This window comes from Paraburkholderia sediminicola (assembly GCF_046027825.1).
GTDB classification, from domain to species: Bacteria; Pseudomonadota; Gammaproteobacteria; order Burkholderiales; family Burkholderiaceae; genus Paraburkholderia; species Paraburkholderia sediminicola_D.
In genome coordinates, this window is record NZ_JAQQDU010000082.1 from 20,314 (window position 1) to 35,659 (window position 15,346).

The window sequence follows — 15,346 nt, forward strand, 5'->3', positions numbered from 1 at the left end:
ATATCGGACTACTTATTTATTACAAACGAAATGCGCAGCGCTTACCAATTGTTTTCACTTTTACTGTCGCGGTTGATGGTGGTTGGTCAACGCATTTCCCAATTCACCAAACCATCATCGAACATTAAGTTATGCTTACAAATACTGATAGACTGCTTTCAACGAAAACACAGAGCAAAGGCACTTAGAACAATCTTGGCGTACCCACCCACACCACCACCGCTTCTTCGCGGGCCGTATTGGACCAGGAGTGCGGCACGGTGGATTCGTAATGCGCGGTGTCACCGGCCTGCAATACGAACGTTGTACCTTCTAACGTGAGGGATATCTGGCCGCTCATCACGTACAAGAACTCTTCCCCTGCATGCGTCGTGACTTCCGATGGGTTCTGCCCCACCGGCATCCTGACGAGAATCACTTCCAGCTTGCTGCCGACCGACAGGCTCGTCAGCCGTGCAAAGCGATTCGCGGTTCCGTCGAACCCGAAGTACTTCAGCTCACTGCCTCTGCGTACCGACTTGTCTTCAGTTGGCGTGTCAACGAAGTACTGCACCGTCACACCTAAAGCCCGAGCAATGCCCACTAGCGATGTGATCGAAGGCGTTGCATGACCTCGTTCCACCTGCGACAAGAAGGGCTTAGAGATTCCCGCAGTCGTTGCCACTTCATCCAGCGTGCGCTTGAGTCGTTGCCGAAGCGCGCGGACTTTACTTCCTATAGAAACTGCGACCTGTGCCTTGTTATCGAGTGGCAAAACCATAGCAAGACAGAATCCCGTAGTCAAAATTAGTTTGATAAATCTAAACTATGTTTCATTGAATGCAACGTCCTCCCAAAGGCATGCGCGATAGAGACACTTCGCAAGATGGGACATATTGGAAACAGGGTGCCGTTACTTCGACGCCACCAGCACCCACAAACGGGCGAGGTCGGCCGAACCGTCGGTGCCCTTCACAGCACGGAAGGTTTGCACTGCGCGCGCTTTATCGCCTGCCATGTAGTAGGCCTCACCGAGATGCAATTGCGCCTGATCCGGGTGATCGATTCCGCCCTTCGCGATCGCTACATCCATGGCCGTAAGACCCTGCTTCGCCTGCCCCGCAAAGACCTCGTTGAAGCCGACGTCGACTGGCGCGACCGGATTCGCGGGATCGGCCGGCGCTTGCATCCGTTTCGCGGCGAGTGCCTGCAAACGCTTCTCGCGATCCGCCTGCGCATCGTGGCCCAGAACACCTGACGCAAAACCCTGATCGATGACCTGCTTCCCTTCGGCCGTGGTGCCCGCCACGATCGCGAGTTGCGTCATCTCCATGTAATCGTCGGCGGTGGTGAGTGAACCCGTCGCGCGGCGCAGCCGGTAGGTATCGATATCGAGTGCCGACGAATAGCCGGGTTTGCTGCGAATCGCGTTGAACAGATCGTCCCAGTAAGACTGCTTCGGATGATAGGCAACCAGCTTTTCGAGCGTACTGCGGAATGTCGCGTCATCTTTCACACGTTGCGCGCATGTGCCGAGCAATTGCAGTTGCGACTCGTCAGGTGCGTGACCGGCGTGCACTTGCGCATCGATGCTCGGCTTGAGCAGGCTCACCACATTGCCGCAATCGTTGGACAGGTAGTAAGACTGCACCAGCAAAGTGTGCATGTCGGGATCGCTGCCGCCCGACTTCAGGTAGCGCTGTGCTACCTTCGCCGCCTGCGAATAGTTCTTCTGCTGGAAGTAGATGCCAGCGAGCGCCGCTGTGGTGCGCTGCTCGTCAGCACCGGTCAGATGCCCTGAGCTCAGCAAAGTCTCGTAGGCCTGGGCCGCCACACCGGATTCGCCGGCCGCCGCTGCCGCAGCGCCGCGCATCTCCTGAATCATGGTGCTTTCGTAGGGCGTCTTGCCCGGCACAGCGTCGGCCTGATCGATCTTCGTCAACGCATCCTTGTACTTGTGCGCGCGATACAGATCCTGCGCGGCGTTCAGCGGCTTCGCCACATCCGGCCGCAAGGTGTCCGCGGCATGGGACGTGACCGGCAGCACGACGAGCGCGGACAGTCCTCCGATAGCGGCCGCGATGACGGCGCGCTTGAACCGTTGATGGATCGTTAGCATTCCACTTCCTTATTGCATGTACTGCTCGTTGCCGATCAGACCGATTTTCGTCGCACCCAGTCGTTGGGCTGACGCCATCACCGCCGCGACATCCTTGTACGGCACCAGCTTGTTCGGCCGCAGATGGATTTCTGCCTGAACCGGCTCGGCCGCTACCTGCGCAAGCTTGGACTCGAGCGCCGCGCGGTCCGGCACCGGTTGACCGTTCCAGGTCGTGGTGCCATCGAAGTCGATATCGATCTGCACCACTTCCGGCTGCGTGATCGGCGGCGGTGGATTGCCGACCGGCAAGTTCATCTTGATGGCGTGCGTCTGGATCGGAATCGTGATGATCAACATGATCAGCAACACCAGCATCACGTCGATCAGCGGCGTGGTGTTGATATCGACCATCACATCCGGTTCAGCGCTGCCACCCGACGATACGTTCATTCCCATGGCGGTCTCCTGTCAATCGGACCCGGTGCTTTAACACTTAGTCCGATCCCATGCAAAGCTAGCCCCCGCGCGCGGGCGGCTCAGTAATAAACGAGACCTTCGCGATACCGGCGCGCTCGCACTCGGTAATGACCCGGCCGATGAATTCATAACGCGCGCTCTGGTCACCGCGAACGTGCACTTCCGGTTGCGGCGTCATGACCGACACGGTTTTCAGGCGTGCCAGCAACGTAGCGGCATCCACCTGCTTCTCGTTCCAGAAGAAATCGCCGTCGCGGTTAACCGCAATGACGATACTTTTGGGCGTCGTTTGCAGCGGCTGGATCGTCTCCTTCGGCAGTTGCACCGGCACCGTATGTGTCACCACCGGAATCGTGATCAGAAAGATGATCAGCAGAACCAGCATCACATCGACAAGCGGCGTGGTGTTGATACTGGAGATGACCTCGTCGTTATCATCCTGCCCAACGCTCATAGCCATGACGGACTCCGCTTATTGGGCCAGCGCTGCTTCACGAGCCGAAGCGCGTGCCGAGCGTCGGCTGCCGGCGAGCAAGACAGTGTGCAGTTGTGCGCCGAACGCGCGAACCCGCTCCATCACCGACTTGTTGCGGCGAACCAGGAAGTTGTAGCCAAGCACCGCCGGCACGGCGACTGCCAGACCGATTGCCGTCATGATCAGCGCTTCACCGACCGGACCCGCCACCTTGTCGATCGACGCCTGCCCAGCGATACCGATTGCCGTCAGTGCGTGATAAATCCCCCACACCGTGCCGAACAGACCGACGAACGGCGCTGTCGAACCGACCGTGCCGAGGAAAGCCAGACCGTCCTGCAGACGATTCGACACGTTGGTGATGGCACGCTCGACCGAGGTATCGATCCACGTGTTGCGGTCGACGGCTTCGAGCAAGGCTTCGTCATGGTGTTCGCCGGCTTCGATCGCCGTTTCGGCGATAAAGCGGAACGGCGACGCTTCGTCGAGCAGCTTCGTGCCTTCGACCAGCGACGGTGCAGTCCACAGTTGCTCGTCGGCACTCTTCGCACGACGGTTCGCACGGAACTGCTCGAAGAACTTGGTGATCATGATGTACCAGCTGCCCATCGACATGAGCACCAGCAGAATCAGCACGAAGCGTGCGACGAAGTCGCCGTTCTTCCAGAGCGCGCCAAGACCATACGGGTTATTGACGGTTTCGGACGTGGCCGGTGCCGGCGGCGGTACCGCTTCATCTGCGGCCGGGGCGGCCGTTTGCGGTGCGGCGGTGGCGGGCGCCGTAGCCGACGCGGTGGCGTCGCTAGCTTGCGCGTGGGCCATGTGCGGTGCCACAAAGGTATCCACCGTGGTCACGGCGAACAACAGGGTTGCCGCCAATGCGGCGAGAGTACGCTTTTTCATGCCTGCTCCAAGTTCATTAGTACAACTTCTAAACCAAGACTGATAAATCGCTACCGGTACCGAACAGCCTGTGGGTTTCAGTTCAGGTTAAACGAGAACGGAACTTGCACACGGACAGCCTGGCCTTGGGAAACGCACGTGAACTGCTTGACCGCGTTGAACGCAGCGCGATCGAGTGAGGAATCTTCCGAAGACTTGGCAACACGTTCATTCGTAATATGGCCCTGTGGGTCGACGACGAATTCAACCAGCACATCACCCGTCACGTTGTTCTCCTGCGCTTCCTTCGGGTAGCGAATCGACGAACGGATCTGATCCGAGTTCGGGCACACCACGCCGACTTCAGTGCTCACCGGCTTGCTCGGCGCGGGCGGCGCCGGCGGTGCGGCCGCCACGGCGGGTGCCGACACGACCGGTGCGGACTGGTGCGTAATGGTCGGCTGGGGCGGCGTTTGCACCTGCACTTCCGGCGGCGGCACGAACGGCGGCGGCGGCGGTGCGAACTTCGGCGGCGGCAGTTGCACGGTGGGCAACGGCGGCGGCGGAGGCGGCTTCACCGGCTCGATGATTTTCGTTTCGATAGGATGCTGGATGACCTGCACAACCTTGGTGGCAAGGCCGTTGATGAGTGCATAGATCAACACGATGTGCAGCAGCAGAACCACTGCGATACCGCCGAAGCGGCGTACTGGGTTTTGCTGCTTGCGCCCAAACTCACGCGGGCGACCTGGCCTCTCCATACGGGCCGTTACTGCCGGAAATTGCCCTTCGACTTTCGTACCCACCTTTACTCCTCCGGCGTGAACCGTCCATTTCTGTCACTGCAGCGCGCTTACATACGGCAACCAACATTCACTTCAGATGATCGCACTCGCGCCCATGCCTGTAGTTCGCATTCCTACATTTAATCCATAGGGACCAACCCTGATTCATCGGCACGGGTGCAGTCGTACGACGCCGCAGCGGCAATTCGCATCAGTCGAACGGTCATCTAAGTAGAACTACTAATAGATGGCGTTCGACCCGCTCATTTCCGTCGGGCATGAATGGCTGGAGACAATTCGATCGAAGCGCGCTGCGACTCCTGAACTTTTTGCGCGATTGTCACCTGCGTTTCATGGGAGGCAACAATAGCAGGACAAAAAATGCGGGGTCAAACTTTTTTTGATGGGAACATACTAAGTTTAGAGAGGTCACTCTAACTAATACCGTATTCGCGTCGTTTTAAAAGAATAAGCGCACGTCGAACGGAGGCGAGCACACCTTGCGCGGCTCGCTAATTGGGACACAGCCGCTAATGCAGCGGCCCATGGCACGCCATGAGCCGCTGACAAATCCGCTGGTAATACATAGCGCGAAAGCCCGCCCGGCGGGCCTTTCGCGATGGCTGCGTGGCAACCGGCGCGGATCGCGAACAGCATGTCTAACGTGATGGTCGAGCACCAGCGGAGGGCTGGCGTCGAAGGCGAGAAGATAGCAGAAGGAAAACTGCGTTTGAAAATCTTTTTAGCGGTATTTACGACACTCTAAATACACATTTCAATTACGCCATTTATATAATTACAAATATATTCCAATTAATTACATATAGCCGACGAGAGCGATAATGCCCGGCTTGGACTCGCCGGGCGCCTCGACACCGCGCATTTGTAAAACTCGAGTGGAAGTTGGCTGCGCGTCAATCAACGCGAGCGGTCATCCAGACTGAACGACCTGGCCGGAGCAGCGCAACGTCGATTGCGCCGCTCCGATGTCTCAACCGTTGGTTCCCTCGGCCACCGCCCCGGCATTGTCGTTCTGCGTTCGCGCGAGCACGGGACGCAATGCTGCGCCGGTGTGGCTGGCGGCGACACGAGTCAGACCTTCGGGATCCGTAGCGGCGACAATCGTGCCGCCACCCACACCGCCTTCCGGGCCGAGATCGATGATCCAGTCTGCCTCTGCAATCACGTCGAGATCGTGCTCGATGACGACGACGCTATGACCGCCATCCGCGAGACGATGCAGCACGCGAATCAGCTTCGCGACATCCGCCATATGCAAGCCGACAGTCGGTTCGTCCAGCACATACAACGTGTGAGGCGCCTTCTGACCACGCCGCGTGATGTCGTCGCGCACCTTGCTCAATTCGGTAACGAGCTTGATACGCTGCGCTTCGCCGCCCGACAACGTAGGCGAAGGCTGGCCGAGCGTCAGGTAACCGAGCCCGACATCTTTCATCAATTGCAATGGATGCGCGATGTTCGAGATCGGCGCGAAGAACTCGACGGCTTCGTCGATTTCCATGGTCAGCACGTCGCCGATATTCTTGCCGCGCCACGTGACCGCCAGCGTCTCCGGGTTGAAGCGCTGCCCGTGGCAAACGTCACACGGAACCTTCACGTCGGGCAGGAAGCTCATGCCGATGGTACGCACGCCCTGCCCTTCGCACGCGGGGCAACGTCCTTCGCCGGTGTTGAACGAGAAACGCGATGCCGTGTAGCCACGCGCACGCGCTTCGAGCGTACCGGCGAACAGCTTGCGGATCGCATCCCACACGCCGATGTAGGTCGCCGGACACGATCGCGGTGTTTTGCCGATCGGTGTCTGATCGACTTCGAGCACACGGTCGATGCTTTCCCAGCCTGTGATCGAATCGCACCCCTGCCATGCATGCGTAACGTTCAGCGGTGCGCGCGGCGCCGTGCGCGCCAACACGCTCGAGCGCCGGTTGGCCGCCGGCTGGGTCTCGGCCGCCGCACGCGCGCGCCGCGTGGCCGGCGACGACAACACCGAGCGCCCTACGGCATCCAGCAAATTGGCCATCAACACGTCGCGCGCGAGCGTCGATTTGCCCGAACCGCTCACACCGGTCACCGCCACCAGCCGTGACAGCGGAATGCCGACGGTGACGTTCTGCAGGTTGTGCAACTTGCCGCCATGCACCGTCAGCCAGTTCTCCGGCACTGCGGCTACGCGCTTGCCCGCCGCAACCACTTCGCGGCGCGGCTGCAACGGATGCACGATCGGATGAGCGAGGAACTGGCCGGTCAGCGAATCGGGCTGCGCTGACAGATCGGCTACGCTGCCCTGCGCGACCAGCGTGCCGCCGCGTTTACCCGCGCCCGGCCCGATATCGATGATGTGATCAGCACGCCGAATCGTGTCTTCGTCATGCTCGACCACCACCAGCGTATTGCCCTTTTCGCCCAGTTTTCGTAAGGCGTTGAGCAGAATCTGGTTGTCGCGCGGATGCAGGCCGATGGTCGGTTCGTCGAGTACGTAACACACGCCTTGCAGGTTGCTGCCCAGTTGCGCGGCAAGCCGGATACGCTGCGCTTCGCCGCCTGACAGGCTCGGCGCCGCGCGATCGAGACTCAGATAACCGAGCCCGACTTCCTCCAGAAATTGCAGACGGCTGCCGATTTCGCTGACCACGTCGCGCGCGATTTCCGCGTCCCGACCGGTCATCTCCAACGTGTCGATCCATGCGCGCGTGTCGGACACCGTCCATTGTGCGACGTCGACAATGGCCTGCTCGCCGAACGTCACCGCGCGTGCGGTTGGGTTCAACCGCGTACCGGCGCAATCCGCACATGGTTCGTCGACGAGACCTTCCGGTTCCTGTTCCTCGGACGGCAAGCTCTGCTCGCGGCCGCGGTTGTCGTCGACGATTACCGTGTCGTCGTACGCCGCGCGTTGTTCGCGCGTCAACGCGAGGCCCGTGCCGACGCACGTCGTACACCAGCCATGCTTGCTGTTGTACGAGAACATGCGCGGGTCGAGTTCGGGATAGCTCGTGCCGCATACCGGGCAGGCGCGCTTGGTGGACAGCACCTTCACGGTGCCGAGTTTCGCCGTGGGATGGCCGCCACTGATCGCGTCGTGCAAACCGTCGAGCGGCGCCAGCAGATGCATGACACCCTTGCCGATTTCCAGCGTCTGGTCGAGCGCCTGACGCAGTTCCGCTTCGTTGTCCGGCGACACGACAAGGTCGGTCACCGGCAACTCGATGGTGTGCTCGCAGAAACGATCGAGCTTCGGCCACGGGTCCACCGGCACGAACTCGCCGTCCACACGCAGATGCGTATTGCCGCGCGCTTTCGCCCACTTCGCGAGATCGGTATAGACGCCCTTGCGGTTCACAACCAGCGGCGCGAGAAAACCGACGTGCTGCCCTTTGTGATCGCGCAGCAATTGCGCCGCGATCGATTCGACGCTTTGCGACGTGACCGGCGTGCCGTCGTGAATGCAATGTTGCAGACCGAGCTTCACATACAGCAGGCGCAGGAAGTGCCAGACTTCGGATGTAGTCGCCACCGTACTCTTGCGGCCGCCGCGCGACAAACGCTGTTCGATGGCGACGGTGGGCGGAATGCCATACACCGCATCGACCTCGGGCCGCCCGGCCGGCTGCACGATGGAACGTGCGTACGCGTTGAGCGATTCGAGGTATCGGCGCTGCCCTTCGTGGAACAGAATATCGAAGGCCAACGTGGACTTGCCCGAGCCGGACACGCCGGTAATCACGTTGAACTTGCCGTGCGGAATATCCACATCCAGCGCTTTCAGATTGTGCTCGCGCGCATTGACGATGCGCACCACGTCCTCGCCTTCGATAGCCCGCCGCGCACGCGCCGCGCTCAGCGCTTTTTGCAGCGGGATGCCTTGCGACGCCGGATCGGCTGCGGCGTTCATGGCGCGGTCGTATTGCAGCAGTGCCTCGCCGGTATGCGATTCCGGGCAGAGCTTGACGTCTTCCGGCGTGCCCGCGCACAGCACCCTGCCGCCGCCGTCACCGCCTTCAGGACCGAGGTCGATCAGCCAGTCGGCCGCACGGATCACGTCGAGATTGTGTTCGATCACGATCAGCGAATGGCCGCTCGCCAGCAGTTTGCCGAACGCCTGCATCAGCTTGGCGATGTCGTCGAAATGCAGGCCGGTGGTCGGCTCGTCGAACATGAACAGGCGCTTTGCGACCGCCTGCTTCGCGCTGCGCGCGGTGCGCGCCTGCGCCGACTCCGCGAGGAAGCCGGCAAGCTTGAGCCGCTGCGCTTCGCCGCCGGACAGCGTGGGCACCGGCTGGCCGAGCTTCACGTATTCGAGACCCACGTCGACGATCGGCTGCAGCACACGCAATACTTCAGCATCCTTGGAGAAGTAAGCGGTGGCTTCGCTTACCGTCAATTCCAGCACGTCGGCAATGCTCAAAGCACGCGCCGGCTCGCCGCGCTCGATTTTCACTTCGAGCAGCTCGGCGCGATAGCGGCGCCCATCGCAATCCGGGCAGCGCAGGTAGACGTCGCTCAGGAACTGCATTTCGATGTGTTCGAAACCCGAGCCGCCGCAGGTCGGGCAGCGCCCGTCGCCCGAGTTGAAGCTGAACATGCCGGGGCCGTAACCGCGTTGTTGCGCGAGCGGTGCCTTGGCGAAGAGCTTGCGGATTTCGTCGAAGGCGCCGACGTAGCTGGCCGGATTCGAGCGCGCGGTCTTGCCGATCGGCGACTGGTCGACGAATACCACGTCAGTGACCTGGTCGGCGCCCGTCAGGCGCTTGAATGCGCCGGGCGATTCGGTGGCGAGACCGAAGTGCCGCGCCATGGCCGGATACAAAACGTCCTGCAGCAAGGTGGATTTGCCGGAGCCCGACACGCCCGTCACACAGACGAGCCGCTGCAGCGGAATCTCAACGGTGACGTCACGCAGGTTGTGTTCGGTTGCCCCTTCGAGCACGATGCGCGGCGTGCTTTCATCCACCGGACGCTGCGACCAGTGCGCCGCGTCCGCCACATGCCGGCGACCACCCAGGTATTCACCGGTCAGCGTGCCAGACGAGCGGATCGCCTCAGGCGCGCCGTCGTAAATGATCGAGCCGCCGCGCTCGCCTGGCCCCGGGCCCATGTCGATCAGACGATCCGCCGCGAGCATCACCGACGGATCGTGTTCGACCACCACCAGCGTATTGCCCGCGTCGCGCAGCCGATGCATGGCTTCGACAATCCGGTTCAGATCGCGCGGATGCAGGCCGATGCTCGGCTCGTCGAGCACGAACAGGGTTTTGGTCAGTGACGTGCCGAGCGCCGTGGTCAGGTTGATCCGCTGCACCTCGCCGCCCGACAGCGTACGGCTTTGCCGGTCGAGTGTCAGATACCCGAGGCCGACGTCGCACAGATATTTGAGGCGCGTGCGCACTTCGGCGAGCAACAGCTTGAGTGCGTCGTCGAGCAGTGCGCTCGGCAGGTTGATCTCGTCGAAGAAACGCCGGATGCGCTCGATCGGCATCAGCATCAGATCGTGCACCGTCAGACCCGGCAACGCCTCGAGCTGCGCCCGCGTCCACTCGACGCCGCGCGGCATGAAGCGCTTGTCGGCCGCGAGCACCTCGTCCGCATTCTGCCTGTTGCCGAGGCGCCATAACAGCGATTCCGTTTTCAGCCGCGCGCCGCCACAGGTCTCGCACGGCGTATAGCTGCGGTACTTCGACAGCAGCACGCGGATGTGCATCTTGTACGCTTTCGATTCGAGATATTCGAAGAAGCGTTTAACGCCGTACCAATGGCTTTGCCACTTGCCGTTCCAGTCCGGCGAACCGTTGATGACCCAGTCGCGCTCGGCGTCCGTCAGCTCGCCCCAAGGCGTGCCGCGGCGAATATCCGCTTTCGCCGCGTAGCGCATCAGGTCGTCCTGGCACTCTTTCCAGGCCGGTGTTTGCATGGGCTTGATCGCGCCGTCGCGCAGCGTCTTGCGTGCGTCGGGAATCACCAGACCGAGGTCGACGCCGATCACGCGGCCGAAACCGCGGCAGACTTCGCATGCGCCGTAAGCCGAATTGAATGAGAACAGCGCCGGCTGCGGATCCGCATAGCGCAGGTCGCTCTCGGGGCTGTGCAGGCCGGTTGAGAAGCGCCAGATTTGCGGTTCCGGTTCTTTCGCCTCCGGCGCCTCCGGCGCCTCCGGCGCGGCAGGCAGCACGTAGATGTTGACGCGGCCGCCACCGCGCTTGAGCGATGCCTCGATCGCTTCGACCACGCGCGGCTTCTCGACCGCGCTTAAGCGGAAGCGGTCGGCCACCACGTCGAGCAGCTTGCGCTTGCCGGTGGGCGAATCGACTTCGCGCTGGGCCTGCACGCGCGTGTAACCGCTCGCGGAGAGCCATTGCTCCACTTCCTGCTCGGACGCCGTGTCCGGCAATTCGACAGGAAACGTGACGACCAGCCGCGGATCATGCTCCGCAGTACGCTCGAGCAGCTCGGCATAGATCGTTTCGGGCGTGTCGTGGCGCACCTGCAGCGCCGACTTGCGATCGAACAGTTCGGCCGCACGCGCGTAGAGAAGCTTCAGGTGATCGTTGAGCTCCGTCATGGTGCCGACAGTGGAACGCGAACTCCGCACCGGGTTGGTCTGGTCGATCGCGATGGCAGGCGGCACGCCGTCGACCCGGTCGACTTGCGGCCGGTCCATGCGGTCGAGAAACTGCCGGGCGTAGGCGCTGAAGGTTTCGACATAGCGCCGCTGCCCCTCCGCGTACAACGTGTCGAACACGAGGCTCGACTTGCCGGAGCCGGATGGGCCGGTGACGACCGTCATTTCACCGGTTCGTACGTCGAGATCGACGTTCTTCAGGTTGTGCTGGCGCGCGCCGCGAATGCGGATTAGGTTATTGGAAGCCAATTTTTCCGACCGTCTGAATGAGTGGACCACCTCTCACGGACGCCTCGCGACCGCGCAAGTTCGGGATACCCGGCCAGCGGGAGGACACGCCAAAGGCCAGGTTGCAGCGGGATACTATACTGTATATTTATACAGGTGCGACCTGAAGGTCGCTATCACAACTGTCGTGCCGATAGCAATCGGACAAGACCTGCTGTTCTGCCAGCAGTAGCCTACTCGATCGTGCGTCGCCGGTAACGGCGGGGTGCGGAGCATCGAGGACACCAACCGGGGTCGAGAGACCTAGTCCGAGCCGTGAGGCAGAGGCGACACCTGCAAGCATCAATGCGGGAGCCGGAAGGGCTCGGGTGGCATGGTTAACGAAAGTGAATTCTCGCAAGCGTCGTGAATACAGTCCAGCCAAAGATGCTGTCAGGCTGAGGGCAAAAGCTATGCGATCGGGTGCGGACAGTCTGTTATGGACGCACGCAGAACATTGTGTCGCCGGCGTAAAGAGGGAACCGTCGCCATCCCGTTGCGATAGCGGAACAGGGTAAGCCCATCTCGCCGCCCCCTGGGCAGGCCGACCGCCAGGAAAGCTGTTGGCGGAGTGGGTAAAGGAGGTTGGAGAAAGCGAATGCCGGGCTGTAATGGCGTGGATACGGGTTGAGACATTACCCGACACGAAAGTGGGCAGACTTCCAACTGGTCTCTCATCACGAGATAACCGGCATGATCCTTGAGGGCTGGAAAGCAAATGAACGGGCAGTCGACGTGTGCACTGGCCGACCACGCACTGTCGTGGCACAGCATTGACTGGGTCAAGGCATACAGCGTGGTCAAAAGAATGCAGGCGCGTATCGTGAAGGCAACCAAGGAAGGCCGCTGGAACAAGGTGAAAGCCTTGCAACGGCTGCTGACCTGCTCGTTTCACGGCAAAGCTCTAGTCAGTATGACTTTATATGGACGCCTCCCTTTTTGCGAAGGTTTTTCATGTGCATGACTTGATGGGGCGGTTGCTGCTTTATATCCGGCCTGTTGCAGCCAATCATTCGGCTGCTGGCCCCGATGAAATCCGCTGACTCCCACCTCATTTCCGTGTCGAGCTAAAAGCTCTTCGTCATACCCAGGTTTAGGGAGTCCCGGTCCGACCTATCTTGTCATTGCACGCGATTGCCAACGCAACCTATCGACTTGCCACCTGTGAGAACAGCTCCTGTGCAACGCAAATTCTTTAAAGAGGTTTTGAGCTCACGTACTCCCTCGCGTACTGCCTGTCGTGGGCGAGAAGTGCCCAGATGGTTCTTGCGATTTTGTTAGCTAGCGCCACGATTACCACGTTGAACGGTCGGCGTTTGCCGAGCTGCTCGACCCATGCGCCAGCCCTGTCTGGATGTCGCAGCACACTACGGGCGCCGTGGATCAGCAGCGTTCGCACGTAGGTGTCGCCTCTCTTGCTGATACCCAGCAGTTGAACCTTGCCCCCAGAGCCCGTTTGTTTGGGCACCAGGCCGAGCCAGGCGGCGAATTCCCGACCGGAGCGAAAGGCCTTCGCGTCGCCCATCGTCGCGACAGCCGCCGTGGCGCTCAACAAGCCGACGCCCGGTGTCTGGCATGCGACGTCGTCTTTCATCCATGCCTGCAGGCGTTGTTCGATCCCGGCAATTTGCCGATCCAGCCCCGTCAGGCCACTCCACTGCTCCCGCAACGTATCGATCAGCATGGCAGGCAAACGATCCGACAGCTTTGCCAGAATTCCCGGTATCGCCTTGTCCAGGGCCTCGCGGCTCTTGCCCATCACTTCGCCGTACTCGGTCAGCAGGCCTCGCAGACTGTTGATCTGCATCGTGCGGAACTTCACCAGTTGCTGCCGCATGCGGTGCAGTGCCAGCACGGCCTGCTGCGCTTCTGTCTTGACCGCGACCGGCTTGCTGGGTATCTGCGTGGCCATCCAGATGGCGCGCGCATCCGCTGGATCGTTCTTGTTGCCGATGTTGAACGCCTTGACGAATTTCGGCGGCATCAGCTTCACCAGGTGACCCATCTTCGTGAGCTGGCGAGCCCAATGCTGGGCACCGCCACACGCTTCCATTCCGATCAGGCAAGGTTCCCGGTTCGCGAGGTAGTCGAGAAACCTGTCTCGCTTGACTGACTTGTTGACAACTTCACCTGTGTGCGGGTCGACCCAGTGCACCTGAAAGACGCTTTTGGCGATGTCGACGCCTATGGCCGTATGGTTCATGGCAGACCTCCTCCGGTTGGCTCTGAAGACCTCAATGATCTTCCATTCCGACCGTACCGATACGGTCGGTCCGTGAGTGAGTATGTGTGTCTGTTCATCGCTTCCACCACTCGCGGGGTGGGAGGCGTCCATTCCATTTCCGTGAGGCAGAGGCTGGCCCGCCGTGATAAACCCAACGCGGGTTAGCATTTCTGCCAGAGCCGCACGGTGTGGACAGCGCCACACCCGGTGATTTCCGGCACGGAGGCCAGCATGGAAAACGATAGCACGGTGTACGTTGGACTGGATGTTCACAAGGAGTCGATCACGGTCGCCTATGCCCTCGGCTCGGGTGAGGTCGAGGTGCTCGGCAAGACCGGGACGACGCAGGCCGACATCGATCGGCTGTGCAAACGCCTGCAGTCCAAAGCGCGCCGCATACGCGTCGTCTACGAGGCGGGCCCGTGCGGCTATGGGCTTTACCGTCAGCTCGTGCACAAGGGCTTCGACTGCATCGTGTGCGCACCGTCGCTGATTCCCAGAAAGCCGGGTGAACGTGTCAAGACGGATCGACGCGATGCAGTCAAGCTCGTGCGCTCGCTGCGTGCCGGCGACCTGTCAGCCGTGTACGTGCCCACCGTGGACGATGAAGCGTTCCGCGATCTGGCACGTGCGTGGGTGAGCGCCAAAGACGATCTGAAGCGCGCCCGGCAACGGCTGAAGGCCTTCCTGCTCTCGCATGGGGTGCGCTATGCGGGCCGGGCCGACTGGGGTCCCGCGCACCGGCGCTGGCTGAGCGCGTTTTCGTTCGACAGCCTTTGGCAGCAACTGGCGTTCGACGAGCTTCGGCGCACGATCGAGGACCGTCTCGCGCAATGCGAGCGTCTCGAAGCCGCGTTGCGCGAGGTGGTCGTCAACTGGCGCTTCTATCCGGTCGTCCTCGCCCTGCAGACGATGCGCGGCGTGCAGTTCACCACGGCGGTGGGCATACTCGCCGAGCTGGGTGATCTGTCACGCTTCGCGCACCCCCGCCAGCTCATGGCCTGGCTCGGTGTCACGCCCTGCGAGCACTCGTCGGGCGACAAGCGCCGTCAGGGCAGCATTACCAAGAACGGCAACAGCTATGCCAGCAAGCTGCTCATCGAAGCGGCCTGGAGCTACCAGCACCCGGCCCGCGTGAGTCCCGAGATCCAGCGCCGGCACGAAGGCATTCCGAAGCCCATCGTTGATCGCGCCTGGGACGCGCAGGTTCGCCTGTGCCGGCGTTATCGCAAGCTCGTCGCGCGCGGCAAGCAGAAGAACATCGCGGTGGTCGCGGTCGCCCGCGAACTCAGCGGGTTCATCTGGGACATCAGCCGGCTCGCAATGTCGCTCGCCACACCGCGCGAGGAGCTCACCGCATGACTCGACACCTGAGTAACCCTGACCTACCCTGACAACTGGAGGAGGCGTTTCCTGAAGGCGGCGTAGCCCCGGCACACGAGCAACCCGCGACACAGCTACGCAACGGATTGCATCCGACTTGCGGCTCTAGATAGCGGCAGGCTCATCGGGCGGACCT

10 protein-coding genes are annotated in these 15,346 nt (G+C 61.3%); 2 read left to right on the top strand and 8 right to left on the bottom strand.

Features of this window, described 5'->3' with window-relative positions; genetic code table 11:
- Window positions 1–184: 184 nt before the first annotated feature.
- The 7 genes from PQQ96_RS32290 to uvrA all read right to left on the bottom strand — a co-directional run bounded on the left by PQQ96_RS32290 (window position 185) and on the right by uvrA (window position 11,615).
- Window positions 185–760, bottom strand: coding sequence for a helix-turn-helix domain-containing protein (locus PQQ96_RS32290; protein WP_408300074.1), 576 nt, complete (start codon window positions 758–760; stop codon window positions 185–187).
- A 132-nt stretch (window positions 761–892) separates the two neighbouring features.
- Entirely contained in the window at window positions 893–2,098 is a 1,206-nt protein-coding gene (locus PQQ96_RS32295; RefSeq protein ID WP_408300076.1) for a tetratricopeptide repeat protein, read from the bottom strand.
- 9 nt (window positions 2,099–2,107) lie between these two features.
- Window positions 2,108–2,536 (bottom strand): ExbD/TolR family protein, encoded by a 429-nt coding sequence (locus tag PQQ96_RS32300; RefSeq protein ID WP_408300078.1) that lies wholly within the window; start codon window positions 2,534–2,536, stop codon window positions 2,108–2,110.
- A 58-nt stretch (window positions 2,537–2,594) separates the two neighbouring features.
- Window positions 2,595–3,017, bottom strand: a complete 423-nt coding sequence (locus PQQ96_RS32305; RefSeq protein WP_408300080.1) for an ExbD/TolR family protein — start codon at window positions 3,015–3,017, stop codon at window positions 2,595–2,597.
- A gap of 12 nt (window positions 3,018–3,029) precedes the next feature.
- Window positions 3,030–3,935: a MotA/TolQ/ExbB proton channel family protein gene (locus PQQ96_RS32310; RefSeq protein ID WP_408300082.1), complete on the bottom strand. Its 906-nt coding sequence runs from the start codon at window positions 3,933–3,935 to the stop codon at window positions 3,030–3,032.
- Between the two features lie 77 nt (window positions 3,936–4,012).
- Window positions 4,013–4,675 carry an energy transducer TonB gene (locus tag PQQ96_RS32315; RefSeq protein ID WP_408300094.1) on the bottom strand — a complete coding sequence of 221 codons (663 nt, stop codon included), beginning with the start codon at window positions 4,673–4,675 and terminating at the stop codon, window positions 4,013–4,015.
- Window positions 4,676–5,690: 1,015 nt separating this feature from the next.
- Entirely contained in the window at window positions 5,691–11,615 is a 5,925-nt protein-coding gene (uvrA, locus tag PQQ96_RS32320) for an excinuclease ABC subunit UvrA (RefSeq protein WP_408300084.1), read from the bottom strand.
- Between the two features lie 706 nt (window positions 11,616–12,321).
- Between uvrA and PQQ96_RS32325 the strand changes: the two genes are divergently transcribed.
- Complete coding sequence (locus tag PQQ96_RS32325; RefSeq protein ID WP_408300086.1) at window positions 12,322–12,567, top strand: reverse transcriptase N-terminal domain-containing protein; 246 nt, start codon at window positions 12,322–12,324, stop codon at window positions 12,565–12,567.
- 231 nt (window positions 12,568–12,798) lie between these two features.
- Here the strand turns inward: PQQ96_RS32325 and PQQ96_RS32330 are convergent, their stop codons facing one another.
- Window positions 12,799–13,806, bottom strand: coding sequence for an IS110 family RNA-guided transposase (locus tag PQQ96_RS32330; protein WP_408300088.1), 1,008 nt, complete (start codon window positions 13,804–13,806; stop codon window positions 12,799–12,801).
- Window positions 13,807–14,058: 252 nt separating this feature from the next.
- Between PQQ96_RS32330 and PQQ96_RS32335 the strand changes: the two genes are divergently transcribed.
- Window positions 14,059–15,189: an IS110 family RNA-guided transposase gene (locus PQQ96_RS32335; RefSeq protein ID WP_408300090.1), complete on the top strand. Its 1,131-nt coding sequence runs from the start codon at window positions 14,059–14,061 to the stop codon at window positions 15,187–15,189.
- The last annotated feature ends 157 nt before the right edge of the window (window positions 15,190–15,346 follow it).

Bases quoted from the DNA above. Each gene is read 5' to 3' on its own strand.
- PQQ96_RS32330 (WP_408300088.1), bottom strand. From the start codon at position 13,806: ATGAACCATACGGCCATAGGCGTCGACATCGCCAAAAGCGTCTTTCAG.
- PQQ96_RS32335 (WP_408300090.1), top strand. From the start codon at position 14,059: ATGGAAAACGATAGCACGGTGTACGTTGGACTGGATGTTCACAAGGAG.
- PQQ96_RS32305 (WP_408300080.1), bottom strand. From the start codon at position 3,017: ATGGCTATGAGCGTTGGGCAGGATGATAACGACGAGGTCATCTCCAGT.
- PQQ96_RS32300 (WP_408300078.1), bottom strand. From the start codon at position 2,536: ATGGGAATGAACGTATCGTCGGGTGGCAGCGCTGAACCGGATGTGATG.
- PQQ96_RS32290 (WP_408300074.1), bottom strand. From the start codon at position 760: ATGGTTTTGCCACTCGATAACAAGGCACAGGTCGCAGTTTCTATAGGA.
- PQQ96_RS32315 (WP_408300094.1), bottom strand. From the start codon at position 4,675: ATGGAGAGGCCAGGTCGCCCGCGTGAGTTTGGGCGCAAGCAGCAAAAC.
- PQQ96_RS32310 (WP_408300082.1), bottom strand. From the start codon at position 3,935: ATGAAAAAGCGTACTCTCGCCGCATTGGCGGCAACCCTGTTGTTCGCC.
- PQQ96_RS32325 (WP_408300086.1), top strand. From the start codon at position 12,322: ATGAACGGGCAGTCGACGTGTGCACTGGCCGACCACGCACTGTCGTGG.
- PQQ96_RS32295 (WP_408300076.1), bottom strand. From the start codon at position 2,098: ATGCTAACGATCCATCAACGGTTCAAGCGCGCCGTCATCGCGGCCGCT.